Genomic DNA, 24,331 nt, shown 5'->3' on the forward strand with positions numbered 1-24,331 from the left:
AATCATGAGTAGTTTTGATGACATTTATGAAAAAATATTACAATATCCAACGATTATAATTCACCGTCACACCAGTCCAGATCCAGATGCAATTGGTTCACAAGCTGGTTTGGCACGTTCACTAAGCGAAAAATTTCCTGAAAAGAAGATTCTTTGTGCTGGTGAAAATGATGAAGGCGATTTAGCTTGGATTAATCACATGGATGAAGTAAAGGCAGCTGATTATGAAGGTGCTTTAGTAATTACTACTGATACAGCTAATACTCCACGTATTTCTAACAAGCTTTATGACCAAGGTGACTTTTTGATTAAGATCGACCACCACCCAGACGTTGATCCATATGCTGATATGAGTTACGTTGATCCTGATGCGCCAGCAGCTTGTCAAATCATTGTTGACTTTATTAATAAAGAAAACTTACCAATGAATAAGGAAATTGCTTACCCACTTTACGCAGGGCTTGTGGGCGATACTGGACGTTTTATGTATCCTGAAACTTCAGCTCATACTTTTGAAATTGCAGCCGAACTTGCCTCAACTGGCATTAACATTACTGAAATTGCCCGTCGCTTGAGCGATGTAACTTTTGAACAAGCTAAGCTTCAAGCTATGGTTCTTGAAAACATGACTGTTAAAGATGGAGCTGCTTATGCTGTACTTACTCAAGATGACTTGAAGAAGTTAGGTGTAAATTATGAACAAACTTCAGTCGCAGTTTCTACACCAGGTAGAATCAAGGATATCTTAGCTTGGAATCTCTTTGTTCAAAAGCCAGATGGCACTTTCCGTGTTCACTACCGTTCAAAGGGCCCAGTTATTAACCAATTGGCCGAAAAGCACGATGGCGGCGGTCATGCTTTAGCATCTGGTGCAAATGCCAAGGATATGGATGAAGTTAAGCAAATATTTGATGAGTTAGTTGATGTAACTAAGAAGTATAAAGAGGAACATGAATAATATTTTTACTGATTCAAGAATTAGACCAGAATTACAAGCTGGTTTAAAGAAGATTCATTTTGATAAACCTACTAAGGTACAAGAAGAGGTTATTCCAGCTATGCTTTCTAACCAAAATGTAGTGGTACAAGCTGCTACTGGTTCTGGAAAAACCCATGCTTATTTAGTACCTGTTTTAAATAAAATTGATGAAAACTCTGACTACGTTCAAGCTATTATCACTGCGCCAAGTCGAGAATTAGCTGATCAATTATATAAAGTAGCGCGTCAATTGCGCGATAACTCTGGCTTAGATATTTCAATTGAACACTTGGCTGGTGGAGTTGATCGTGAACGTCAATTAGAAAAAATTCAAAATAAGAAGCCACAACTGATTATTGCAACTCCCGGAAGACTCCTTGACTTTGTAGAAAAGAAGATTTTTAGTGTTGATCAAGTAAAAGTCTTTGTAATCGATGAAGCCGATATGACGTTAGATATGGGCTTCTTGGCAGACATCGATAAAGTTGCCTCTAAACTTCCTAAGGATGTTTTGTTTGCGGCCTTTTCTGCAACTATTCCAGTTAAGCTTTCTAACTTTTTACGTAAATATATGGCTCATCCCGATGAAATCATTATTGATAATCCAGCAATTATTGCGCCAACGATCAAAAATGATTTGCTTGATGTCGGTTCAAAAGATAAAAAGCGCGTTTTGCAAGAGCTTTTGACCATGGGACAACCATATTTAGCCTTAGTTTTTGCAAATACTAAGCAAAAAGTTGATGAAATTACTGATTATTTGCAAAGTCAAGGGATGAAAGTAGCCAAAATTCACGGCGGAATTACCGAACGTGAAAGAAAAAGAACTTTGCGCCAAGTAGAACAAGGTCAATTCCAATACGTGGTAGCTAGTGACTTGGCTGCGCGCGGTCTTGATATTGACGGGGTTAGTTTGGTAATTAATTACGAAGTTCCAAGAGATTTGGAATTTGTTATTCACCGAATTGGCCGTACTGGTCGAAATGGATTGTCAGGTCATGCCATTACTTTAATGCGTGAAGAAGAAATGGGCCGCATTGAAGAGCTTGAAAAAATGGGCGTTCATTTTGACTTTGTAGAAATTAAAAATGGTGAACTGGTTCCTAGAAAGCACTATCGTCGTCGCGATAATCGTCAATCTAAGAACCGCAAGCTTGATACGAAGCTTGTTGGCTACGTTAAAAAAGAAAAGAGAAAACGTAAGCCTGGTTACAAGAAGAAGATCAAGCGTGCAATTGCCGAAGACAATCGTCAAAAACGTAAGCTTGAACAACGTCATGAAATCAGAAAAGCTAAGCGCCAAAGAAAGCGTCGCCGTGAACAAGGACGTTGACAAAAAACGAGCAAGTAGTACAATTATTTTCAGCTTAAGATATGTCTTTTAAATGTATATTTCAAAGAGAGAGCTGAAGGGTGAGAAAAGCTTAATATACTTTAACAAGATGCTCCTTTAAGTTTTCAATTAAGATAATTAAGAGGTAACAAGCACTGTTGCAATCAAGGTGGTACCGCGTGAATCTGCGTCCTTGAATTAAGCAATGGTGTTTTTTATTTTATTTTAGGGAGATAAAAAATATGAAGAAACTAACTAGTTCTGAGTTTCGTCAAATGTTTTTAGACTTTTTCAAAGATCATGGTCACATGATTATGCCTAGTGCATCACTTATTCCAGAAGACGACCCAACCCTTTTATGGATTAACTCTGGGGTTGCTACTATGAAGAAGTACTTTGATGGTTCAGTTGTGCCAAAGAATCACCGAATTACTAGTTCACAAAAGTCAATTAGAACTAATGATATCGAAAATGTTGGTAAAACTGCTCGTCACCAAACTTTCTTTGAAATGCTTGGTAACTTTTCTGTGGGTGACTACTTTAGAGATGAAGCTATTCCTTGGGCATGGGAATTTTTAACGAGTCCTGATTGGCTTGGTTTACCAAAGGAAAAGCTTTACTGTACTGTTTATCCAAAAGATGAAGACTCATTCAAGGTTTGGGTAAAAGCAGGGATGCCAGAAGATCATATTGTGAAGCTTGAAGATAACTTTTGGGATATTGGTGAAGGTCCATGTGGTCCTGATACTGAAATTTTCTATGATCGTGGTCAAGAAAACAATGATGTTGCTGAAGACGATCCAGAAAACTTCCCAGGTGGTGAAAATGCTCGTTACCTTGAAATTTGGAACATCGTATTTTCACAATACAACCACTTGCCAAACGGTAAGTACGTTGATCAACCTCATAAGAACATCGATACAGGTATGGGTCTTGAACGTGTACTTTCAATTTTGCAAGATGCACCAACTAACTTTGAAACTGACCTCTTCTTGCCAATCATTCACGCTACTGAAGAAATGACTGACGGTAAGAAATACGGTGAAAATGATGAAGATACCACTGCATTTAAGATTATTGCTGACCACGTTCGTGCAGTAAGTTTTGCAATTGCTGATGGTGCTCTTCCTTCAAACTCTGGCCGTGGTTACGTTTTACGTCGTTTGATCCGTCGTGCTGATTTAAATGGTCAACGTCTTGGCATCAAGGGCGCTTTCCTTTACAAGCTTGTTCCAGTTGTTGGCAAAATTATGGAAAGCCACTATCCAGAAGTTACGGAGCAACAAGGATTCATTCAAAACGTTATTCAAAACGAAGAAGAAAGATTCCAATCAACTCTTGATACTGGTTTGAGTTTGCTTGATGATTTAATTGATAAAGCTCAAAATTCAGAAGAAAAGACTATCTCTGGTAAAGATGCCTTTAAGATGTTTGATACTTATGGTTTCCCATATGAATTAACTTTTGAATCTGCACAAGATGCAGGCTTAAATGTTGATAAAGATGGCTTTGATAAGGAAATGCAAGCTCAAAAAGATCGTGCAAGAAAGGCACGTGGTGACTTGCAATCAATGGGTTCACAAGATTTAACTTTAATGAACTTAAAGGATAAGTCAGAATTTGAATATGGTGTTTATGAAGAACCACACGCTAAATTGATTGATATTGTTGTTGATGACAAGCTAGTTGATAAAGCTGAAGGTGAACAAGCTACCTTAGTCTTTGATAAAACTCCATTTTACGCAGAACGTGGGGGACAAGTAGCTGATCATGGTGATATTTACAACCAAGATGGCGAGTTAGTCGCTAAAGTTACTGATGTTCAACACGCACCAAATGATCAAAACTTACACTTTGTTGATGTGATTTTGCCACTTGAAAAGGGTCAAGAATACGTTCTTAAGATTGACAAGGAACGTCGTGAGGGACTTCGTCATTCTCACACTGCAACTCACTTGCTTCACGCAGCTCTTCGTCAAGTATTAGGCGATCATACTCACCAAGCTGGTTCACTTGTAGAACCTGACTACTTAAGATTTGACTTTACTGCTATGGATCCAATGACTCCACGTGAACTCAAGTCAGTTGAAGAATTAGTAAACCAAAAGATTTGGGAAGCTATCAATGTAGAAACTACTATTACCGATCCAGAAACTGGACGCAAGATGGGTGCTTTAGCCTTGTTTAATGGTAAATATGGTGACAAGGTTCGGGTAGTTCAAATAGATGACTTTTCAACTGAATTCTGTGGAGGAACTCACTGTTCTAACACTAGCCAAATTGGTATCTTTAAGATCACTTCTGAATCTGCAGTTGGTGCAGGGATGCGTAGAATTGAAGCTGTAACTTCTAAGAAGGCTTATGAATACTTAGCAGAACGTTCAAGCTTACTTGATGATATTCAAGAAGAAGTTAAAGCAACTAAGGCTGAAAATATTATTGATAAGATTGATTCACTTGAAAGTGACTTGCACGACAGCCAAAAGCAAGTTGAAGAATTAAACAAGCAAATCAATAGCGCTAAGTCAAAAGACTTGTTTAACAATGTGAAGGATGTTAACGATCTTACTGTTATTGCAGAAGTAGCTGATGTTGATGGAATGAAGGACTTACGTGAACTTGCTGATAACTGGAAGAGTTCAAATAAGTCAGACGTTTTAGTATTAGCTGCTGAAAATGATGGTAAAGCTAACATGATTATTAGCTTGGGCGATAAGGCTTTGGATAAGGGCCTTAAAGCTGGAGATTTAATTAAGATCGCTGCTCCAATCTTTGGCGGTGGCGGCGGTGGTCGTCCAAATATGGCCCAAGCTGGTGGTAAGAAGCCAGAAGGCTTAAATGACGCTATTGAAGCTGTAATTAATGAAATTTCTAAAAATTAATTAATTGAGTTTAATTCTTTTTTCAAGTAAAATTGTGACAGGAGGAATAATTATGAGCTCGCTAGATAAGACAATGCATTTTGACTTTAATCAAAATAAAGGAAAAAATGTTTATGATACTCTGCAAGATGTTTACAATGCGCTTGAAGAAAAGGGCTATAACCCAATTAACCAGATTGTAGGATACTTACTTTCTGGCGATCCGGCTTATATCCCACGGCACAATGATGCCCGTAATTTAATTCTTAAGCATGAACGTGATGAAATTATTGAGGAACTTGTGAAGAGTTATCTTGGTAAGGATAAATAATGCGTTTAATAGGATTAGATGTTGGTTCTAAAACAGTTGGCGTGGCGGTAAGTGATGAACTGGGATATACTGCCCAAAAACTAGAAACCATTCAAATTGATGAAAGTAAGTTTAATTTTGGGATGCGCTCAATTAAAAAACTTGTGCGTGAATATGATCCTGAAGGTTTTGTCCTAGGTTTACCTAAAAATATGGATGGAACTGATGGGGCATCTGTTACCAGAAGTAAAGCTTATGGAAAAAGACTTGAAGATAAATTTGGCTTACCAGTTTATTATTCTGACGAACGCCTAACGACGATTGAATCAAGAAGAGTATTAATCGAAGAAGCTGGAATTCACGATCGTAAAAAACGTAAAGAAGTGATCGATCAAATGGCAGCTGTACTCATCTTGCAAAATTATTTAGACTTACACCGAAAGGATTAATTATGGTAGAAGTTAATAAAGGTGACGATAAGGATCGTCAGATTACCTTGGTTGATGATCAAGGCAATGAAGAATTATACGAAATTTTATTCACTTTCCATTCTGATGATTATGATAAGTCATATGTTCTTCTCTATCCTGCAGCTGTAGGTGAAGGCGAAGACATTGAAGTTCAAGCTTTCAGCTACGATGCAGATGATGCAGGAGACGTCACAAGTAGTGACTTGCATGAAATTACATCAGATGAAGAATGGGACATGGTTCAAGGAGTTTTGAATACTTTCCTTGATGATGACCGTTTAAGTGGTGAATAAAGAAGAGGTTTGGCTTAGCCGGCCTCTTTTTGTTAATAAGGAATAAAAATAATAAATGAACAGTAAAATTTTAAAGATCCTAGAATTTGAACAAATTACTAATCGCTTGAGTTCTTTAGCAATTACTGCTCCTGCTAAAGAAAAAGCTGCCAATTTAAAGCCAAAAACAGATTTTGATAAAGTAGAAAAAAGCTTGAAGCAAACTTTAGCTTTGGCAAATTTATTGAGAATTAAAGGACAACTTCCTCTAACAGATTTTAAAGATGTAAAGCCAAGTACTAAGCGTTTAAGTGTCAAGGCAAACTTGAATGCACAAGAATTTGGTAATATTTTATTGATTTTAAGTCTAGCTAGTGAAATTAATGGCTTTTTGGAAGATTTAGATGAAGATATCGATTTATCGGCAATTGATGAAATTTTAGACAAATTGGTTGTTCCAGACACATTATTCAACCAATTAAAAAAGTCAGTTGACTTTGATGGGGAAGTTCTTGATAGTGCTTCGAGTGCCTTAGCTAGAATTCGTCATGACATTAAAAGTAATGAAGAAGAAATCAAGAATAAGATGGATAGCTACACTAAAGGTAATAGCAGTAAATATCTGTCTGAACAAATTGTAACTATTCGTGACGATCGTTATGTTATTCCGGTTAAGCAAGAATATCGAGGTAAATTTGGTGGAGTGGTTCACGATCAAAGTGCCAGTGGTCAAACTTTGTTTGTGGAACCTGAAGCAGTTTTGAATTTAAATAACCGTCAACAGAACTTGATGGCTCAAGAGCGACAAGAAATTCACAATATTTTAAAGCATTTGTCTTCAATGGCTCGTGAAGATATTGAAAATTTGAATGAAATTGCATTCTCCTTATCTGAGCTCGACTTTTTGCAAGCTAAGGCTAAACTTGCCAAGGAAATGAAAGCAACCGAACCCAGCTTAAACCATGATAATTCGCTTTATTTGCGTAAGGCACGCCATCCGTTAATTGATCCTGAAAAAGTTGTGCCTAATGATATTTACTTGGGTGAAGAATTTGACACAATGTTAATTACTGGACCTAATACTGGTGGTAAGACTATTACTTTAAAGACGGCTGGCTTGATTCAATTGATGGCTCAATCTGGCTTGTTTATTCCAGCTGAAGAAAATAGTAAGGTTGGAGTTTTCAAGCAGGTTTATGCCGATATCGGTGATGAACAATCAATTGAACAATCATTGAGTACTTTTTCTTCACATATTAATGACATTATTGCCATTATGAAAAACGTTAATGATCAAACCTTGGTTTTAATTGATGAGATTGGAGCCGGGACTGATCCAGAAGAAGGGGCTAGTTTGGCCATCAGTATTTTGGACTTTTTACGTAAAAAAGATGCCAAAATTATGGTTACTACGCACTATCCTGAATTGAAGCTTTATGGCTATAATCGAGAGCGAACCACGAATGCTTCGATGGAATTTGACTTAAAGACTTTGTCGCCAACTTATCGTTTGCAAATTGGAATTCCCGGCCATAGTAATGCTTTTGCAATTGCGCGTCGTTTAGGGATGCGTGAAGATGTAGTAAAAAATGCTCAAAAATTGATGAAGGATGAAGATTCTGACATTAACAATATGATTGAGCGCTTAAATGAACAAACAAAGGCAGCAACTAGCGCACGTAGTCGCTTAGAAACTAGTCTTGATCGCAGTCAAAAACTTGAGAAGAAGTTGCAGGATGCCTTGGATTGGTACAATCAAAGAGTTCAAAAGCAGCTTGATTTTGCTCAAGAGCGTGCTAACGAAATCGTTGCTAAAAGACGAAAGAAAGCAGACCAAATTATTGAACGCCTTGAAAATGAACGCAAAAACGGGGTTCAAATTAAAGAAAATAAGATTATTGATGCAAAAGGTGAATTGAATAGCCTAGAACGTCAAGCCCAGAATTTGGCTCATAATAAGGTTTTACAGCGTGAAAAGAGACGTCATAATGTAAGTGTAGGGGATAAGGTAAAAGTCCTCTCATATGGGCAAACAGGGACTATTACAAAGAAGCTTTCCGATCATGAGTATGAAGTTCAAATGGGAATCATGAAAGTAAAAGTTAGCGATCGTGATGTTGAAAAAATTGATGCTCCTAAGAAACAAGCTCCGCAAGTTAGAGCAACCAGTGCTTTGAGAAGAAGCAATGCGCGTAGCGAGCTCGATTTAAGAGGGCAACGCTATGATGAAGCGATGACTAATTTAGACCGTTACTTTGATTCAGTTCTTTTGGCTGGACTTGATATAGTGACCATTATTCATGGTATCGGTACCGGTGCAATTAGGACTGGGGTGTGGCAATATTTACGCAGCAACCGCCATGTAAAGAGCTTTAATTACGCTCCGGCAAATCAAGGTGGAAACGGAGCCACAATTGTTCAATTAAAGTAAGCATTTTACTTGTGAAAAGTAAGCAATACTGTTATAGTTTAATCAAAGAACTATATAATTGATGAGAGGTAATAATCATGGTTGAAGAAATTACAGACCAAAATTTTGCTGAAGAAACTGATAATGGTGTTGTTTTGACTGACTTTTGGGCAACTTGGTGTGGTCCATGTAAGATGCAATCACCAGTTATTGACCAATTGGCAGAAGAAAGACAAGATGTTAAGTTCACTAAGATGGACGTTGATCAAAATCAAGAAACTGCTAAAGATTTAGGTATTATGGCGATTCCTACTTTGCTTATTAAGAAAAATGGTCAAATTGTTGATCGTTTGACTGGTTACACTCCAAAGGAAAAGCTTAACCAAATCTTAGATCAATACACAGATTAATGAAAAATAAAGACGGAGCGGCTTAACCACTCCGTCTTTTTGTTTTACTCTGTTTTGCTTTCTAATAAATCACGTATATCTTTTAAGTAGTCCTCTGCAGTAGGACCAGCTTCCTTCTTTTCTTTTTTAGTAATTTTATTAACTGCTTTTACAATTAAAAATACTATGAAGGAAATAATTAGGAAATTAATTACCGAATTGATAAAACTACCATATTTGAAAGTGGCGTCTCCCACTTTCAATACCAGATTCGATAGATCAATTTTACCGATAAATATTCCGATTAGCGGATTGATGATATTGGAAACAAGAGACTTCACAATAGAAGTGAAGGCAGCTCCAATGATGACACCAACAGCTAGATCAATGACGTTGCCACGTGCAATAAATTGTTTGAATTCTTTAAACATTGCCTGTATCCCTCCTGTTTTATATATTTAAAGTATACAGGAAGAAAATACAATAGGCTAGAAATTAGCTAAAACGTGCTAAAAATTGAACTTTGTTTTCTCTATCTAAAATTGTAATTTCACTTTCGCAAGTTTTGCCAGTTTCTTTTTGAACAGCTTCGGCAATCATGCCACTTTCTAAGGCAAATTCCTTACTGTCGCTATTTAAACGATCTTCTACACTTTGACCGGTTAATTCAAAAGTCACTGATGAGCGGCGTTCTTTAGTTCGAGATAATTGGCCAAATTCCGCCATATTAAAGAATTCTGCCAAATCATCGAAGCTTGCAATATCATAATGGCGAGAAATTCGTTTGCCAGCCCAATAAAGAATAGTCGCATTATCATTACCTAAAATGGTTGGTAATAAAAAGTCCCGGTAGAGCTGATTAATAAAATATACATGTTCATTAGAGTGTTCTGTGTTATTTTGCATATGTTTTTCATCCCTTTTATTCTTTTTTATTTTACCTTAAACTAGTAGAAGTAGAAAATATTTTTTCTTTAGGGGGCTATAAGTTATGGATAATCGTCCTATCGGACTACTTGATTCAGGCGTTGGTGGTTTTTCCATTGTTAAAAAAGTAATTAATAAACTACCCAATGAATCAACAATTTTTATTGGCGACAGTGCAAATATGCCTTATGGAAATAAATCTCAAGAACAAATAATTGAACTTACTCGCCGAAGTGTAAAATTCTTATTAAGTAAGAATGTTAAATTGATCATCTTTGCATGTAATACTGCCACTGCAGCTGCTATGCCAACTTTACAAAAAGAAGTGGACCAGCAAATCATTGGAGTAATTCAATCGGGAAGTTTAGCGGCAGCTAGAACAACCATGAATAAAAAGGTGGCCGTAGTAGCAACTCCAGTTACCATAAATTCACATGCTTATCAAAAAGAAATTCAATTCCGCAATCCTGAAATTGAAGTAAGTGAAGTAGCAGCTCCAGAACTCGCACCACTGATTGAAGCACAAAAAGATTTTGATACTAATTTAAAGGCAGTTAAAGATAGTCTTCAACCATTAAAAGGGAAAAATTTTGACACTTTAGTTTTAGGATGTACACACTATCCAATTATTCGTGATGAATTTGCCCAAGCTTTAGGAGAAAAAATTCAAATTGTGGATCCTGCCGATCAAGTAGCACAATATACTTATAATGTGATGAGGCGGGATGGTTTGTTTAATGATTCAAATGAAGTCAGCCATGAATATTACACCACAGGCGATCCAGAAAAATTCTCCGAAATGGGGCGTGCATTTTTAGGTGATGAAAACTTAATTTCTAAGCAAGTGGATACGGAGAATTTGTAATGACTAAAAAGATTTTGTTTGCAACTAATAACCAAGGTAAAGTTAGAGAATTAAAGAAGGCTTTTGATAAGGCTGGACTTGATGTGGATATTTTAACCAATAGTGATCTAGACAATCCTCCTCATGTAGTAGAATCTGGACGGACTTTTGAAGATAATGCCAAGTTGAAAGCTCATGCCTTGGCTAACTTCAGTAATTTGCCAACGATTGCCGATGATTCAGGCTTGATGGTTGATAAATTGAATGGTCAGCCAGGAGTCAGATCTGCCAGATTTGCAGGAGAAGCTCATAATGACCAACATAATAATGCCAAGCTTTTAGCTGAGCTTGGCGGCGTTCCTGAAGATGAGCGTGGGGCAAAGTTTAACACTACTATTGTGGCGTCAATGCCTCATCAATTTGATAAAGATTTGGTAGTAACTGGTGAATGTCCAGGAAGAATTTTATCTTCTCTTCGCGGAAAAGATGGCTTTGGCTATGATCCATTGTTTTATATTCCTGAAAAGGGCAAAACTTTTGCGCAAATGACGACTGATGAAAAGAACCAAATTTCTCACCGGGGGAAGGCTGTTAAGAAACTAATTGCGGAACTTCCAGCTTGGTTTGCTCAATTTAATTAGGAAAAAACTCCTAAGAATTATCTTAGGAGTTTTATTATTTTTTACTTGTAACAACAGCCGGCTTAGTATTAGTAGGAGCGAATTTGATGTCATTTTTTTGCAAAGCGGCGATGTAATTACTTAAATATAAATTTCGGATAGCAGATTCTTTGCCTGGTTTTACTTGGAAATGGACGGTAAAGGTAACGTCATTTCCGTTTTGATTACTGATCCCAACAATTGTAGGTCCTTGAACCAATGTCTTTTTCTCAGGTTGAATAGTGGAATTAACTTGTTTAATGATCTTTTTAACCTCTTCAAAGTCGTTGCTAGCATCAAGTTCTAAATTAATATTTAAACTGATGCCGCCGTGGGCCATGTTTTGAACAATAGAAATGTTTCGATTGGGAATATAAATAATAGAACCGTCCGATCCTTTAAGCCGAGTTGTTCGCAGACCGAGTTGAACTACGGTGCCGACTTGGGAATCAATTTTTACAGTATCACCTACATCAAATTGGTCTTCACTTAAAATGAAAAAGCCGTTTACTAGATCGCTTACAAAGCCCTGTGCTCCCATTCCAAGAGCAAGAGAGAAAATACCCGCACTAGCCAGTAAAGTGCCAACAGGGATGCCTAAAATGGATAATACCGCAAATAAATAAAAGAATAAGACTGTATAGTGAAAGATACTGTTGATTAAAGCTGTAATCGTCTTGGTACGTTTATTTTTAGTTTTACGATCATTTACATATTGATTAATGACTTTTTTACCAATCCGATTTATTAAATAAAATATAAGAGTTGTTAAAAATAATTGCCAAATGGTTCCTAATAAATTATTACTGATTTTAGACCAGTCGACTGTGAAATCACTAGGATTTATTTTCATAGATGTTTTCATTGATTACTCCTTATTTCTTATTTTTTGATAAAATAAGAATAACAAAAAATATGTATTCATTGAGAATAAAGTGTTTTCATGCTAGACTTTTTTTAGGTGTATTATTGGAGGGTGACAGATGGTAATTTCTTATGGTGCATTAGCAGGCCTCATCGCCGCTATCGCATTTCTAGTTTTAGTGCTTTTTACAATTCCTGTGCTTAGACATACCACAAAGGCTATTGAAGAAGCCAATAAGACGATGCAAACCACTAATGAATCAATTAAAAAGATATCAGAAGATGTTAATGGCCTAATGGGTCAAACTAGTGATTTATTAGATAAAACTAACCTACTATTAGCAGATGTTAATGGTAAAATGAAGACAATAGAGCCAGTAGTTAAAGCAGCTGCAGATCTGGGAGAAAGTGTTTCTGAAATTAATACTTCTTCCAAGAAAATGGTAAAGCGTTTTAACAACCGCAGTCGTTTTAGCGGCGCTGGGATTGTTTCTTCAGTGTTAGCTGCGACTCTTGCTCGACGCAAACGTCGTAAAGGTGAAGATTAAAGATAAAAGGAGGATTTCACTATGAGTAAGTTTTCAAATTTTGTAATTGGTACAATTGTTGGTGCTGCAGCTGGTTTTGTTGCAGGTTCATTATTAATTAGTGATGAACAAATCGATGATGTAAAGAAGAAAATCAAGGATAATGATGCTCTTCAAGATTTGAAGAAGAAGTATGACAACGGTACTGAAATTGTTAAGAACCAATTAGCTTCATTCCCAAAGAGCGTTGAAGATGATTCAGAATTGAAAGATTTTGATGATATTGTAATCGACGACTCAAAGGATAAAGATGATGTTGCTAGCGGTGATAACGCTAAGGACTCAGTTGATGATTTAAACAATGCTGAAAAAGATGATGATACTTCTGTAAACACTAATTCAGAAGCTTAATTTTCTTAGTAAAGCAAAAAAGACGTGTTAGCTAGATCTAACACGTCTTTTTGTTTGATTATTCTTCTATAGGGATGACTCTTAATTCTTTATCAGTGTGAGTGAATGGTTCGAAACCATCTTTAGTTACAACTCCACAATCTTCAATCCGAACCCCAGCAAATCCTGGAATATAAATTCCGGGTTCAATGGAGAAACACATTCCTTCTTCGATTACTAAGTCATTTCCTTCGACAATAGATGGAAATTCATGAACATTTTTACCAATTCCGTGGCCTAAACGGTGAATGAAATACTCACCATAGCCAGCTTTTTTGATAATATCACGCGCAACATTATCAAGCTCTTCGGCAGTAATACCAGGTTTAGCAGCTTCAATTGCGGCTTGTTGGGCTTCTCGGTCTACTTCATAAATTTCTCTTTGCTTAGCACTGGGCTCCCCATATGCTACAGTTCGACTAGCATCAGAAGCATAGCCGTCATGCATTGTTCCCAAATCAAATAAAACAAGATCATTAGGTTTAATGGTATTCATTGTTGGACCTAGATGTGGATTTGCGGCATTTGCACCAGCTTGCACAATAGTTTCGAAACTTTCATGCATGACACCCTTTTGTAATTTTAATTGGTAATCAATTTGTCCAGCGATGCTTCTTTCGGTAACCCCAGTTTTAATAGCGTTAAAACCAATTTGAAAGGCAAAGTCAGCTTCTTCACCGGCTCCTTTTAATTTTTCAATTTCTTCCGGAGTCTTGTAAAGTCTAATTCTTTCAATGAAGGCTGAGACATCATTAGTGAAGCTAGCATCTGGAAACTTACTGCGCAAGTTTTGGTAATGAGCGACTGAAAGGTCATCTTTTTCAATTGCCCAGTTTTTAAATTCCTTGGTTCTTTGGCGAATAGTATTAGAAATAACTTCCCATGGATCCTCTGAATCAAGGTAACCATAAACATCGCCATCCCAATCGGAGTTTTTAGCTTCTTCAACATTCAGTGCTGGAGTAAACACAAAACTTTCAGCGTCTTTGAAGGCCAGTAGGGCAAAAATTCGCTCGTGTGGGTCCATCGAATAACCCGTAAAGTAAGCGATTGAGATTGGATTTGAAATGTAAGCCACATCAGTATCGTTAGCTTGCAACCATTCTTGTAATTTATTTAAATTCATATTTTTCCTTTCTTAATTTTAGGTATAATCAATCAAAGTATAACATGATTTTTTGTGAAAAAATGAAAGAAAAGCTGTAAACGTTTGCACCTAAGAGCGATTCATGTTATATTGCTATGTAGACATTTTAAAGAGAGCTGGGGAATGACATATGCATAAACAAGAAGTAACTATTTACGATGTGGCCCGAGAAGCCAAGGTTTCTATGGCGACTGTATCCCGTGTAGTTAACGGAAATGACAATGTAAGAAAAGAAACTAGAGACCGTGTAATGGAAGTTATCAAGCGTTTGCACTATCAACCAAATGCTGTAGCTCAAGGTCTTGCATCTAAGAGAACCACTACTGTAGGACTTGTAGTTCCTGATCTTACTAATTTATACTTTGCTGAACTTTCAAAGGGGATTGATGATATTGCCCTTTTGTACAAGTACAACATTATTATTACAAGTATCGAAAATCGCTTGATGAAAGAAGATCAAGCAATCCAAAGTTTGTTAAATAAGCAAGTTGACGGTGTAATTTACATGTCAAACCGTTTACCAGAAAAGGTAATAGATGCTTTTGAAAGAACCGATACTCCAGTTGTGCTTGCTGGTACTAAGGATAATCGCGAAGATTTACCTTCAGTTACTATCGATTATAAGAAGGCTGATACTGAAGCCCTCAACTTAATGTTTAACGATGGTAAGAAGAATTTAGGAATTGTAGTTGGTGATCCTGATGCCGTAGTAAACAGTGAATATCGTATTCCTGCTTACAAGGAATTTATTAAGGAACATGATTTGGGTGAGGCTCATATTTACACTAATGTGATGGATTACTCAGATGGTTACAATCTTTATTCTCAACTTGCTAAAGATGGCGTTGATGGTGTGATTGTAACACGTGATAGCAGTGCAGTGGGAATCTTGAATTCTGCAATGGATGCTGGTAAGAATGTGCCAAAAGATCTTGAAATTGTGACTGCTAGTGCTACTCAAATTGCTTCTGTTGTTCGCCCTGCTTTAACTACAATCAAGCAACCTCTTTATGATATGGGAGCTGTTGCGATGAGAATGTTAACTAAGTTGATGAACAATGAAGAAGTAGAAGATGTGCATATTGAATTGCCATACGAACTTGTTAAAAAGCAAAGTACGTTAAACCAATAGTAAAGTAAAAAAATAAGCGGTTCGATTTCGAACCGCTTATTTTGTTTATTTAGTTAATTCGTAAATTGCTTCTGCATAAATTGCAATTGAATCAATTAAGTCTTTAACCATCATGTATTCATTTGCTTGGTGCATTACCATTGGCGCATCCTCTGGTTGAGCACCAAAGGCAACCCCATGTTTAAAGAGACGACCGTAAGTACCACCACCGATGACAACTTCGTGTCCTTTTTTACCAGTTTGATGTTCATAAACCTTGAGTAAAGTTTTAACTAATGGATCATCACCAGGAACGTAATGAGGTTCTTCGAAGGAGTCGTAAGAAGCAGTTAAGATATCGCTAAATTTTTCCTCAACTTGCTTAACCATCTTGTCAGGATTAGTACCTTGAGGATAGCGAATATTATCTTTTAAGATAGCAGGACCGTTTTCTTCATATTCAAAAATACTTGGTGCACTAGATAAATCACCCATTAACTCATCATGATGGAAAACACCCAACTTCTTACCTTGGAAGTCTTCGTGTTCAACATCAGCTAAAAAATGTAAGTAATTCTTATCGCGACCCTTGAAGTCAAATTGATCAAGGAACGAAGCTAAGAAAGTTGCAGCGTTGCGCCCAACTTGCGGAGCACTAGCATGAGCACCTTGACCAGTAAGTTCTAAGTTAGCAGTGTTACCGTCAATTTCAAAACGTCCCTCAAGCTTGTTTTCAGCTAAAAACTTTTCAAAAGCAGTTTTAATTTCGTCTAAATTATCTGCTTCGATGGTAGCGTAAGCTTTTTGTGGAGTAACGTTGGCAGCAATTCCAGCAGTAAACTTCTTTAACTTTACTGAGCCTTGATCTTTATCCTCTTTAAAATTAAGTTCTAAAGTATAAATTCCTTGTTCTCCATTAATAATTGGATATTCAGCATCAGGAGAGAATACTTGATCTGGAGTTTTCTCATGCTTTAAATAATAGTTAATACCAACCCAATTAGTTTCTTCGTTAGTACCAACAATGAAGTCGATCTTCTTCTTAGGCTTAAAACCAGCTTCCTTTAATAAAAGCATTCCGTAGTAAGCAGCAAGGGCAGGCCCTTTGTCATCAGCACTTCCGCGGCCGATGATCTTCCCATCTTTAATAAGCATTTTGAAAGGATCTGTTTCCCAACCGTCTCCAGCTGGAACAACATCCATGTGGCCAATAATTCCTAAAGTTTGGTCACCTTCCCCAAAGTCAACACGCCCAGCATAGTTATCAACGTTTTTAGTGTGGAAACCATCACGTTCAGCGAATGACAAAAATTTTTTCATTGCCTTAACAGGACCAGGTCCAACTGGGTATTCTTTGGAAGTATTGTTTAAATCTTCTGAAGAATCAATTGCAATTAATTCGTCTAGATCGCGTAAAATATCATCTTTTTTAGCTTCGGCTAATTTCTTGTAATCTAAATCTATCATGATTTCTCCCTTTTATTAATATGTTAAGAAAGATTGTACCAGAAAAAAAAAGCTTTTCTAAATTAAAAAGCTTCTTTAGTAATTTTTAGAGTATTTTGTAAATTATCGAAATAAGTCTGTTTTTCGCTAGTAGGGAGTTTATAACTGACTAGCGCAATATTGTTATAACGACTAATTTTAGGTAAATCACGATAGTCGCTGAAACTTTCCGAATTGAAAAAACCATAAAAGAGAATGTCGTCTGCTTTTACCCAGCCAGCCTTAGTGTAAAGCCACATACTTTTTGGAGAACCGTTGAAATTCAAAATCTTATACAATTTGTTAGCGGGTAAAACTTTACCAGTTTTTGCTTGATTATCAGGTTGAGAATAAGTAGGAACCTCCACTTGAGGTTTGGCGAGAATTTCTTTATTTTCATAAGCAGCGATGTCTTTTTTGGTTAGATCAAGATTTACGAATTCTGCGGAAATAAAGGTTTTTTCGCCGACTTGATAATAAAGCTGATCATCAACTCGCACGCCATAACTGACATGTAATTTTTGCCCAGGATAAATGTGTTTCTTTTGGGGGATGCGCACATAAGGATTCATCATAATCGGAGTTTTATTTTTACCAAAATAAGTTCCATCGCGATCGATTTCGTACTTTCGTGTCCCCATTTTAGCTAGCTTGTATTTAAAGCCAGTTGCTGGAAAGTTAGTAACTACTCCATCGACGTTACGGTTAATTAACCAATGCCATAGAGCGGGGGATTCATCCATTTCGGCCCAAACAAAGACTTGTTTATTCAGCTTATGTAACCAGCGAATTAGCCAAGGATGATCTTGAACGATATCGGAAGAAACGTTAACAGCATTGACTTGTGGGAGAATACTGAAATTGATTCTTTTTAAGCTGCCTACAATTAAGATCAAATAAGCATTGGGCATGATTTTTCTAAAATGGAATAGACTCGCTGCCGAAAAAGAATGAATCATGACGCGTTTTTCCATATGATATTTTTTTACAGTTTCCGCAATTTTGTCTTCTAGTTCATATGAAGAATCTGTTGAATGATCAATTTTTGTTTCTAAAACAAATTTAGTATTGGGTTTGTTTTTATAGTGTTCAAATAATTCACTCAAACTCATTACATGTTCGCCGTTGTCGTATTTTAGCTGATGAAGCGAACTAAAATCATTTTGTGATACAATTGCATGTGTATGAGTGACTCGGTATAAATCATCATCATGGCTGATAACTAAAACCCCATCTTTTGATAGTTGAAGATCAAGTTCCACATAATCCGCTCCTGAATTAAAAGCCGAATTATCACTTTGGATAGTTTCTTCAGGATACTTGACGGGATCGCCACGATGACCAACAACTGTGAAGCCGCTAGTCATTAAAAAAATTAAACTAAAAATTGCCAGTAAAAAGTGGCGTTTACGTTCCATTGAATTGTGCACCTCGCAATAACTACAATAGCATGGTTGCATATTTTTTTCTATTTTTATAAAGGTGTAGATTATATGAGTAAACAGTATGAACAACTGGATTTAATTGAAGAAGTAACTCGTAATGATGGTAGTAAGTATTTTGAAATTTCTAATATTGACCAAAACGGGATTGCGGAACTCGCGGCCGATCGGGGAGATATTAAGAGTGTGAAAATTTTACAAGTTAATATTGCTCGCACTAAACCATTAATTACCTATGAAAAATATATCAATGATAATTATAATCTTCAGACTTTACTTAATGAAGATGATTGGAGAAATCCTAAGTGGGTTGAATGGGATAAACCCAAAGGTAAGATTTTAGATGCTTATAATATGGTATTGAAGGCCAATAAGATTGGCTAGAAAGTTGAATGTACAATGGAAACTTTAAGAATTTTACACACTAATGATCTTCATTCACACTTTGAACATTTTCCAAAGATTGGCCGCTATTTAAAGAAGGCCCAAGCAGATAAAAGCGTTTCTGAAGTTTATACTTTTGATGCTGGTGACTTTATGGATCGTTCTCATCCTTTCAGTGATGCGACAGAAGGTCAAGCAAATATTGAATTAATGAATAAATTTAATTATGATGCTATTACCATTGGAAATAATGAAGGAATCTCTAATCCACATTGGGTTTTGGAAAAACTTTTTGATCATGCGGATTTTCCTGTAGTCTTAGCTAATCTGCGCGAAGAAGATGAATCAATGCCAAAATGGTGTACTCAAGATAAAATTATTACTACTAAGAAAGGAACTCGTATTGCCTTAATTGGTTTAACGGCAGCTTATCCGATGACTTATGGGCCTAATCATTGGCATGTTAAAATGCTCAAAAATACAATGGATGATTTATTGCCAAAACTTAAAGGCAAGTATGATATGTTGATTATGCTTACCCACATTGGTTTAAGAATGGATCGCTGGCTAAGTAAAAATTATCCGCAAATTGATTTGATTGTGGGAGGTCACAGTCATGATTTGATTCCAAATGGTGAAAAGGTTAACAATACTTGGATTACACAGACTGGTAAATGGGGAAATTATGTGGGTGACATTCATGTTGAAATTGGTGATGATCATAAAGTAAGAAAAATCACCCCAATCACCGTTCCAGTTGCTTCTATGCCAGAAATACCCGGTGATGAAGAAGTTATTCAAGGTTATCGTGAAAAAGGAAAAGAAATTCTTGAACAGCAAACGGTGGCCGAACTTCCAGAAAAATTTAAAGATGATAAGACAGCAGCAATTCAAGTGTCTCTAGATGCGATTGCGAATTTTGCTGGGACTGATCTAGCTATGCTGAGCTCGGGACTTTTTCTTGCACCATTTAAGGCGGGAAAGCTCACTAAATATGATATGCAAAAAGCTTTGCCACATCCCATGCATGTTGTACGATCTACTTTGAAAGGGACAGATTTATGGCGATTGGTTATGGAAATTGAAAAAAATCGCCATTATCTAGAGCACTTTCCTTTACAAGGGATGAGTTTTAGAGGAAAAATTTTCGGCCAAATGTACTATAAAGGAATTAAGGTCGATCACAGAAGACGCATTGTATATGTAAATGGAAAAGAAATAGACCCTGAAAAAGAATATCAAATTGCTGGTTTAGACCACTATGTTTTAGTGCCATTTTTCCCAACATTATCGATTGTAGGGGATAATGAATTTCTTTTCCCACAATTTTTAAGAGAAGTAATTAGTGATTATTTAGCTAAAAATTATCCCGTTAAACAGGAAGTGAAGAAAAAGTAAATGAAGAAAAAGGAGAACTCCAAGGAAGAGTTTGCCCCCGAGGAAAATAAGTATCAACAAAAACAGCCAATCCGCCATCCCTTGGCAAAAATTGTGCTTGACGAAAACAAAATTAAAATCAACGAGCAACTTTACAAGATCGTGATCGATAAATTTGATGCAATCGATGTTGAAATGTTGCGTGAAAAATATGATCCTTACCTAAATCAATATGATTTCTTAGTAGGGGATATTTCTAGCGACCATTTACGATTGAAGGGTTTTTATAAGGATAATGTGCGTACTTCAATTGATCGTAAACAAAAAGCTATCGCTGATTATTTAACTGAATATTGTAATCCTGGAGGAGCCTATTTTGTTTTACAGCTAATCAGTCCAGTTCATCATTACAATACCAATACTCATTTACACGAAAAACAAAATCGCGAATATCATAAAAAACGTTACTCTAAGAAAAATATGGAATTTAGTTTTAAGAAAAAGAAGGTTCATCGGACTAAATTCAAAAAACGTCAGACTGTAGCTGTTAAAAAATCGCGAGGAAAGCATCAGGCCTTTGTAATTAAGAAAAAGAAAAGAGGTAAAAAGAATGAAGAAAGATTATAATCTATTCTTGATTGACCTAGATGGGACCATTTATCGTGGGGATGAAACTATTCAAACAGGGGTAGATTTTGTTCATCGTTTGAAAGAGGCCCATAAAGACTATCTCTTTTTAACTAATAACACTACTCGGACGCCAGAAATGGTAGTTGAGAAACTAAAAAAACATGGGGTAGAAACTGATGTTAACCATATTTACACCCCAAGTATGGCGACTGCAAGCTATATTATTAATAAAAAGCATACTAATGACGTTGAAGTTTATATTATTGGCGAGTTTGGTTTAAAAAATGAGTTGTTAAATATTGCTGGATTTAAGTTAAACGAAATTACGCCAGAATATGTGGTGGTGGGGATGGATCAAGACTTAACTTATAAAAAAGTTCGTACAGCGACTAGGGCAATTAGAAACGGCTCAACTTTTATTGGAACAAACGCCGACTTGAATTTACCTTTAGGTCATGAATTAATTCCTGGAAATGGTTCTCAATGTGCGATGATTGCAGCTGCGACTGGTCAGCAACCACTCTATATTGGGAAGCCTGAATCAATCATTGTTGATTATGCTCTAAAAAAGATCCATCATTCTAAAGATGAAACTATTATTGTTGGTGATAATTACAATACCGATATCCGTGCTGGCTTTAACAGTGGAGTGGATCAGATGTTGACTCTAACTGGAGTTACTACTCGTGCTGATATTGAAGGTAAACGTCAACCTACTATTACTGTAGACAATTTGAGTGAATTTAAATTTAACTAATAATGCAAAAAAATCTCGGAGCTAGTATATATAATTTCTTTTTTGCACTTTCTGCAAGCATTGTGGGTGCGATTGTTTTTAGTTGGCCTCTTTTGTTTATTTTTGTAACTGTGCAAAAAACCTACCAAATAGTAAATATGTCGGTTTTAAAAGTAATGCATAATTATAATCAATTAATGTTGTATTTACTTTGGCCATTTAAAAATAAATTACAAATGGATAATTTTCCTACTTCTAAAAGTGCGGCTGAGCACTTTGCTGATGTAAAAAGATTACTTATCTTAGCAGTTTTAGTCTTTATTATCTGTTTAGCGATTTATATAATAGCAAAAAGGCGTAATGAAGAAGAATTGCTGAAAATAGGTAAGATTGAAGCATGGATTTTTCTTTTGCTTCCAATTATTGTTTTGCCTTTCGCGATTATGAATTTTGATAGTTTCTTTATTTTCTTCCATCATTTGTTTTTTGCTAGTAGTAATTGGCTATTCGATCCTAATACCGATCCCATCATTAATGTTTTAACCGAAGAATTTTTCGCTTCATGTTTTGGTGTATTTGGGATTATCTATGAATTATATTTTATAAGTAAAATTGTACATAAATAAAAAAGGAGTTCCTTAATGGAATTCCTTTTTTAATGTTAATTTTTTCTTTAAAGCAACAATTGCAATTGGCACTACAGAAACTAAAATAATTGCAATTACGATCATTGAGAAGTGATCTTTTACAAATGGAATGTTACCAAAGAAGAATCCTATAATTGTAAAAAGCCCTGTCCAAAGCAAACCACCTAAAATATTGTAGGTGATGAAGTGACCATAGTGCATTTTGCTGCCTCCAGAAATAAATGGGACAAAAGTTCTGATGAAAGGAATAAATCTTCCTACTACAATTGTGATTGGGCCGTGCCGCTCAAAGAATTTCTCAGCTGCTAGTCGATTATTTTGATTAATTAATTTATTGAACCAAGCATGTTTTTCTCCGGTTCGGGTTGACCAGGCTCCGATTTCATAGTTAACTGTATCACCCACAATAGCCGCTATTGCTACAACAGCATAAATTACCCAAATGTTTAATCCATATTGGGGATTGGCTGCCATGGCACTAGCTGCAAAAATTAGCGAATCTCCTGGTAAAAAAGGAAAGATAACTAATCCAGTTTCAATGAAGATAATTGCAAATAAAATTAAATAAGTCCATCCGCCGAATTGATTGACAATCGTGATTAAATGATCATCAATATGAAGAATAAAGTCAATTAACGCCATAAATTACTCCTAAATACTTGTTGAATGAATGGTGAGGGTTTTTTCCGGAAAAAGCTTGCGCATAATCGCAGTAATTGCAATCTGAGCTTCTCCAAATCCAACACCAATTAAAGGAACTCTTCCAGGATAATTGATTGCATCGCCAATTGCAAAAATACCATCAAGATTGGTTTCCATCTCAGAATTTACTTTAATATGAGGTCCTTCTAACTCTACACCCCAATTTCTAACGAAGCGATTATTTGCCCTGAAACCATAAGCAACAATAATTTGATCAAAAAGCTGATAATTTAATTGATCTTCGCCCATTTTTTTCAAGCCGATTGAAAGCTGGTCATTCTTAATAGAAATTTCTTTAGGTAAGTAAGGAGTGAGAAGCTCTACATTGGGAGCTTTTTTGAGCTTTTCAACGCTGCTTTCTAGCCCTCGGAACTGATCACGACGGTGAATTAGCTTAACATTGGCATAACTAGCTAATTCGTTAGCCCAATCTAAGGCTGAATCGCCACCACCAAAAACGCCGACAGTTTGATTTTTAAAGTCAGCAGGATCTTTAATGAAGTAATGAATCTTTTTTTCCATTTCTTCATTAGTTTTGAGCGGAAACTTTTTTGGCTTAAACGATCCGGTTCCTGTAGCAATGATAAGTGTTTTTACTTCATATTCTTCATCAATAATGAAAGAATCATTTTCTTTTTTGACATTATCAACACGATGAGCAGTTTGAATAGTCACTTTGTTAAGAATATTATCTTTTAAATTTTTCACCAAATCTAAACCGCTGATAGTATTAAAAACAGGGATATCTGCAATTTGTTTGAAAGGATAGAGTAGATTTGGTTGCCCACCAACTTCATTTAAAGAATCAAAAATAATAGTATTCAAACCATGTAAATGAGCAAAGTCGGCTGCAAATAGTCCAATTGGACCAGCACCGATAATTGCTAAATCAAATTTTTTAATAAATAAAACCTCCCTTAAAATATTGCTGTATAAACTTTACCATGAATTATAGTAACAAGCATTTAATTTTTTGCAAAAAAAGACTTGCCAAAAAAGAATAAATCAGGTATATTAATAAAGTCGCTTTTGAGAGAAAGCGAAACAGAAGTAAGCAAGCAAAAAGAAATAAAAAATATTTCAAAAAAAGCTTGCAAGAGAGAAAAACTTCTGGTAATATATTTAACTGTTGTCAAGTTAAGAACTTGAAGGCAAAAAAATAAATTCAAAAAAGTTCTTGACAAAGGACAAACGAATTTGATATAATATAAAAGCTGTCTGATGTAAAAGATCGGACAGAGGCAGTACCTTGAAAACTGAACAAAGTTTCGCTAAAATGTGCGGGTGTAAAAACCCAAACAAAGAGCGAAGTCAATTCGCAAGCAATAAATTTTGAGACAAAGATCTTAAAAAAAGGAATGAGCAATCATTCAAA

The 24,331-nt window shown here is 36.0% G+C and carries 26 protein-coding genes; 18 read left to right on the plus strand and 8 right to left on the minus strand.

The annotated features are described in order from the left end of the window. Window positions 1–4 precede the first annotated feature (4 nt). From KBW87_RS02210 to trxA, 8 genes are all read left to right on the plus strand, one after another. Window positions 5–958, plus strand: coding sequence for a DHH family phosphoesterase (locus tag KBW87_RS02210; protein WP_057810228.1), 954 nt, complete (start codon window positions 5–7; stop codon window positions 956–958). Beyond that, window positions 951–2,312 (plus strand): DEAD/DEAH box helicase, encoded by a 1,362-nt coding sequence (locus KBW87_RS02215; RefSeq protein ID WP_057810230.1) that lies wholly within the window; start codon window positions 951–953, stop codon window positions 2,310–2,312. The genes KBW87_RS02210 and KBW87_RS02215 overlap by 8 nt, the downstream gene beginning before the upstream one ends. Before the next feature lie 242 nt (window positions 2,313–2,554). After that, complete coding sequence (gene alaS / locus KBW87_RS02220; protein WP_057810232.1) at window positions 2,555–5,194, plus strand: alanine--tRNA ligase; 2,640 nt, start codon at window positions 2,555–2,557, stop codon at window positions 5,192–5,194. A 52-nt stretch (window positions 5,195–5,246) separates the two neighbouring features. Further along, window positions 5,247–5,504, plus strand: coding sequence for an IreB family regulatory phosphoprotein (locus KBW87_RS02225; protein WP_004045418.1), 258 nt, complete (start codon window positions 5,247–5,249; stop codon window positions 5,502–5,504). Next, window positions 5,504–5,932: a Holliday junction resolvase RuvX gene (ruvX, locus tag KBW87_RS02230; RefSeq protein WP_057810234.1), complete on the plus strand. Its 429-nt coding sequence runs from the start codon at window positions 5,504–5,506 to the stop codon at window positions 5,930–5,932. Before KBW87_RS02225 ends, ruvX begins: the two co-directional genes overlap by 1 nt. A 2-nt stretch (window positions 5,933–5,934) precedes the next feature. Then, window positions 5,935–6,246 (plus strand): DUF1292 domain-containing protein, encoded by a 312-nt coding sequence (locus tag KBW87_RS02235; protein WP_004045415.1) that lies wholly within the window; start codon window positions 5,935–5,937, stop codon window positions 6,244–6,246. 55 nt (window positions 6,247–6,301) lie between these two features. Continuing rightward, a complete protein-coding gene (locus KBW87_RS02240; RefSeq protein WP_057810236.1) occupies window positions 6,302–8,656 on the plus strand; it encodes an endonuclease MutS2 in 2,355 nt (784 codons plus the stop codon). Window positions 8,657–8,733: 77 nt separating this feature from the next. Next, the gene (gene trxA, locus KBW87_RS02245; protein WP_057810238.1) at window positions 8,734–9,045 is read left to right on the plus strand and encodes a thioredoxin; all 312 of its coding nucleotides are present in this window, start codon (window positions 8,734–8,736) and stop codon (window positions 9,043–9,045) included. 44 nt (window positions 9,046–9,089) lie between these two features. Here trxA and mscL read toward each other — a convergent pair whose 3' ends face one another. Next, the gene (gene mscL / locus KBW87_RS02250; protein WP_057810240.1) at window positions 9,090–9,455 is read right to left on the minus strand and encodes a large-conductance mechanosensitive channel protein MscL; all 366 of its coding nucleotides are present in this window, start codon (window positions 9,453–9,455) and stop codon (window positions 9,090–9,092) included. A 64-nt stretch (window positions 9,456–9,519) separates the two neighbouring features. Next, window positions 9,520–9,930 (minus strand): YslB family protein, encoded by a 411-nt coding sequence (locus KBW87_RS02255; protein ID WP_057810242.1) that lies wholly within the window; start codon window positions 9,928–9,930, stop codon window positions 9,520–9,522. Between the two features lie 85 nt (window positions 9,931–10,015). On the opposite strand from KBW87_RS02255, the gene murI reads away from it, so the two are divergent. Beyond that, the gene (gene murI / locus KBW87_RS02260) at window positions 10,016–10,816 is read left to right on the plus strand and encodes a glutamate racemase (protein WP_057810244.1); all 801 of its coding nucleotides are present in this window, start codon (window positions 10,016–10,018) and stop codon (window positions 10,814–10,816) included. Then, the gene (locus KBW87_RS02265) at window positions 10,816–11,436 is read left to right on the plus strand and encodes an XTP/dITP diphosphatase (RefSeq protein ID WP_057810246.1); all 621 of its coding nucleotides are present in this window, start codon (window positions 10,816–10,818) and stop codon (window positions 11,434–11,436) included. The genes murI and KBW87_RS02265 overlap by 1 nt, the downstream gene beginning before the upstream one ends. A 34-nt stretch (window positions 11,437–11,470) precedes the next feature. Here KBW87_RS02265 and KBW87_RS02270 read toward each other — a convergent pair whose 3' ends face one another. Beyond that, on the minus strand, window positions 11,471–12,319 hold the full coding sequence (locus tag KBW87_RS02270) for a mechanosensitive ion channel family protein (RefSeq protein ID WP_057810248.1): 849 nt from the start codon (window positions 12,317–12,319) through the stop codon (window positions 11,471–11,473). Between the two features lie 118 nt (window positions 12,320–12,437). On the opposite strand from KBW87_RS02270, the gene KBW87_RS02275 reads away from it, so the two are divergent. Then, on the plus strand, window positions 12,438–12,866 hold the full coding sequence (locus KBW87_RS02275) for a DUF948 domain-containing protein (RefSeq protein WP_057810250.1): 429 nt from the start codon (window positions 12,438–12,440) through the stop codon (window positions 12,864–12,866). A 21-nt stretch (window positions 12,867–12,887) separates the two neighbouring features. Next, a complete protein-coding gene (locus tag KBW87_RS02280; protein WP_057810252.1) occupies window positions 12,888–13,256 on the plus strand; it encodes a hypothetical protein in 369 nt (122 codons plus the stop codon). 58 nt (window positions 13,257–13,314) lie between these two features. On the opposite strand, the gene KBW87_RS02285 is transcribed toward KBW87_RS02280, so the two are convergent. Next, complete coding sequence (locus KBW87_RS02285; RefSeq protein ID WP_057810254.1) at window positions 13,315–14,421, minus strand: M24 family metallopeptidase; 1,107 nt, start codon at window positions 14,419–14,421, stop codon at window positions 13,315–13,317. A gap of 151 nt (window positions 14,422–14,572) precedes the next feature. Between KBW87_RS02285 and KBW87_RS02290 the strand changes: the two genes are divergently transcribed. Continuing rightward, a complete protein-coding gene (locus KBW87_RS02290; RefSeq protein WP_057810256.1) occupies window positions 14,573–15,574 on the plus strand; it encodes a substrate-binding domain-containing protein in 1,002 nt (333 codons plus the stop codon). A 45-nt stretch (window positions 15,575–15,619) separates the two neighbouring features. Here the strand turns inward: KBW87_RS02290 and pepV are convergent, their stop codons facing one another. After that, window positions 15,620–17,017: a dipeptidase PepV gene (gene pepV, locus KBW87_RS02295; protein WP_057810269.1), complete on the minus strand. Its 1,398-nt coding sequence runs from the start codon at window positions 17,015–17,017 to the stop codon at window positions 15,620–15,622. Between the two features lie 65 nt (window positions 17,018–17,082). After that, window positions 17,083–18,456 (minus strand): glycerophosphodiester phosphodiesterase, encoded by a 1,374-nt coding sequence (locus KBW87_RS02300; RefSeq protein ID WP_057810258.1) that lies wholly within the window; start codon window positions 18,454–18,456, stop codon window positions 17,083–17,085. A gap of 75 nt (window positions 18,457–18,531) precedes the next feature. On the opposite strand from KBW87_RS02300, the gene KBW87_RS02305 reads away from it, so the two are divergent. Genes KBW87_RS02305 through KBW87_RS02325 form a run of 5 tightly spaced genes read left to right on the plus strand, consistent with a single transcriptional unit; the run spans window position 18,532 to window position 22,233 of the window. Further along, complete coding sequence (locus tag KBW87_RS02305; RefSeq protein ID WP_004045388.1) at window positions 18,532–18,864, plus strand: hypothetical protein; 333 nt, start codon at window positions 18,532–18,534, stop codon at window positions 18,862–18,864. Between the two features lie 15 nt (window positions 18,865–18,879). Then, on the plus strand, window positions 18,880–20,262 hold the full coding sequence (locus KBW87_RS02310) for a bifunctional metallophosphatase/5'-nucleotidase (protein WP_057810260.1): 1,383 nt from the start codon (window positions 18,880–18,882) through the stop codon (window positions 20,260–20,262). Then, window positions 20,263–20,868, plus strand: a complete 606-nt coding sequence (locus tag KBW87_RS02315; RefSeq protein WP_057810262.1) for a YutD family protein — start codon at window positions 20,263–20,265, stop codon at window positions 20,866–20,868. Next, window positions 20,852–21,628 carry a TIGR01457 family HAD-type hydrolase gene (locus KBW87_RS02320; RefSeq protein WP_004045383.1) on the plus strand — a complete coding sequence of 259 codons (777 nt, stop codon included), beginning with the start codon at window positions 20,852–20,854 and terminating at the stop codon, window positions 21,626–21,628. The genes KBW87_RS02315 and KBW87_RS02320 overlap by 17 nt, the downstream gene beginning before the upstream one ends. 2 nt (window positions 21,629–21,630) lie before the next feature. Next, window positions 21,631–22,233, plus strand: a complete 603-nt coding sequence (locus KBW87_RS02325; protein ID WP_057810264.1) for a TIGR01906 family membrane protein — start codon at window positions 21,631–21,633, stop codon at window positions 22,231–22,233. 12 nt (window positions 22,234–22,245) lie between these two features. On the opposite strand, the gene KBW87_RS02330 is transcribed toward KBW87_RS02325, so the two are convergent. Beyond that, entirely contained in the window at window positions 22,246–22,896 is a 651-nt protein-coding gene (locus KBW87_RS02330) for a VTT domain-containing protein (protein WP_057810266.1), read from the minus strand. 9 nt (window positions 22,897–22,905) lie between these two features. After that, window positions 22,906–23,835 (minus strand): NAD(P)/FAD-dependent oxidoreductase, encoded by a 930-nt coding sequence (locus KBW87_RS02335; RefSeq protein ID WP_157055130.1) that lies wholly within the window; start codon window positions 23,833–23,835, stop codon window positions 22,906–22,908. Between the last annotated feature and the right edge of the window lie 496 nt (window positions 23,836–24,331).

The sequence above is a fragment of the Lactobacillus intestinalis genome (genome assembly GCF_024397795.1).
In the GTDB taxonomy this organism is placed as follows: domain Bacteria; phylum Bacillota; class Bacilli; order Lactobacillales; family Lactobacillaceae; genus Lactobacillus; species Lactobacillus intestinalis.

Excerpts from the sequence above, each read along its gene's own strand:
- KBW87_RS02210 (WP_057810228.1), top strand. The coding sequence starts at position 5 with ATGAGTAGTTTTGATGACATTTATGAAAAAATATTACAATATCCAACG.
- KBW87_RS02215 (WP_057810230.1), top strand. The coding sequence starts at position 951 with ATGAATAATATTTTTACTGATTCAAGAATTAGACCAGAATTACAAGCT.
- alaS (WP_057810232.1), top strand. The coding sequence starts at position 2,555 with ATGAAGAAACTAACTAGTTCTGAGTTTCGTCAAATGTTTTTAGACTTT.
- KBW87_RS02225 (WP_004045418.1), top strand. The coding sequence starts at position 5,247 with ATGAGCTCGCTAGATAAGACAATGCATTTTGACTTTAATCAAAATAAA.
- ruvX (WP_057810234.1), top strand. The coding sequence starts at position 5,504 with ATGCGTTTAATAGGATTAGATGTTGGTTCTAAAACAGTTGGCGTGGCG.
- KBW87_RS02235 (WP_004045415.1), top strand. The coding sequence starts at position 5,935 with ATGGTAGAAGTTAATAAAGGTGACGATAAGGATCGTCAGATTACCTTG.
- KBW87_RS02240 (WP_057810236.1), top strand. The coding sequence starts at position 6,302 with ATGAACAGTAAAATTTTAAAGATCCTAGAATTTGAACAAATTACTAAT.
- trxA (WP_057810238.1), top strand. The coding sequence starts at position 8,734 with ATGGTTGAAGAAATTACAGACCAAAATTTTGCTGAAGAAACTGATAAT.
- mscL (WP_057810240.1), bottom strand. The coding sequence starts at position 9,455 with ATGTTTAAAGAATTCAAACAATTTATTGCACGTGGCAACGTCATTGAT.
- KBW87_RS02255 (WP_057810242.1), bottom strand. The coding sequence starts at position 9,930 with ATGCAAAATAACACAGAACACTCTAATGAACATGTATATTTTATTAAT.
- murI (WP_057810244.1), top strand. The coding sequence starts at position 10,016 with ATGGATAATCGTCCTATCGGACTACTTGATTCAGGCGTTGGTGGTTTT.
- KBW87_RS02265 (WP_057810246.1), top strand. The coding sequence starts at position 10,816 with ATGACTAAAAAGATTTTGTTTGCAACTAATAACCAAGGTAAAGTTAGA.
- KBW87_RS02270 (WP_057810248.1), bottom strand. The coding sequence starts at position 12,319 with ATGAAAACATCTATGAAAATAAATCCTAGTGATTTCACAGTCGACTGG.
- KBW87_RS02275 (WP_057810250.1), top strand. The coding sequence starts at position 12,438 with ATGGTAATTTCTTATGGTGCATTAGCAGGCCTCATCGCCGCTATCGCA.
- KBW87_RS02280 (WP_057810252.1), top strand. The coding sequence starts at position 12,888 with ATGAGTAAGTTTTCAAATTTTGTAATTGGTACAATTGTTGGTGCTGCA.
- KBW87_RS02285 (WP_057810254.1), bottom strand. The coding sequence starts at position 14,421 with ATGAATTTAAATAAATTACAAGAATGGTTGCAAGCTAACGATACTGAT.
- KBW87_RS02290 (WP_057810256.1), top strand. The coding sequence starts at position 14,573 with ATGCATAAACAAGAAGTAACTATTTACGATGTGGCCCGAGAAGCCAAG.
- KBW87_RS02300 (WP_057810258.1), bottom strand. The coding sequence starts at position 18,456 with ATGGAACGTAAACGCCACTTTTTACTGGCAATTTTTAGTTTAATTTTT.
- KBW87_RS02305 (WP_004045388.1), top strand. The coding sequence starts at position 18,532 with ATGAGTAAACAGTATGAACAACTGGATTTAATTGAAGAAGTAACTCGT.
- KBW87_RS02310 (WP_057810260.1), top strand. The coding sequence starts at position 18,880 with ATGGAAACTTTAAGAATTTTACACACTAATGATCTTCATTCACACTTT.
- KBW87_RS02315 (WP_057810262.1), top strand. The coding sequence starts at position 20,263 with ATGAAGAAAAAGGAGAACTCCAAGGAAGAGTTTGCCCCCGAGGAAAAT.
- KBW87_RS02320 (WP_004045383.1), top strand. The coding sequence starts at position 20,852 with ATGAAGAAAGATTATAATCTATTCTTGATTGACCTAGATGGGACCATT.
- KBW87_RS02325 (WP_057810264.1), top strand. The coding sequence starts at position 21,631 with ATGCAAAAAAATCTCGGAGCTAGTATATATAATTTCTTTTTTGCACTT.
- KBW87_RS02330 (WP_057810266.1), bottom strand. The coding sequence starts at position 22,896 with ATGGCGTTAATTGACTTTATTCTTCATATTGATGATCATTTAATCACG.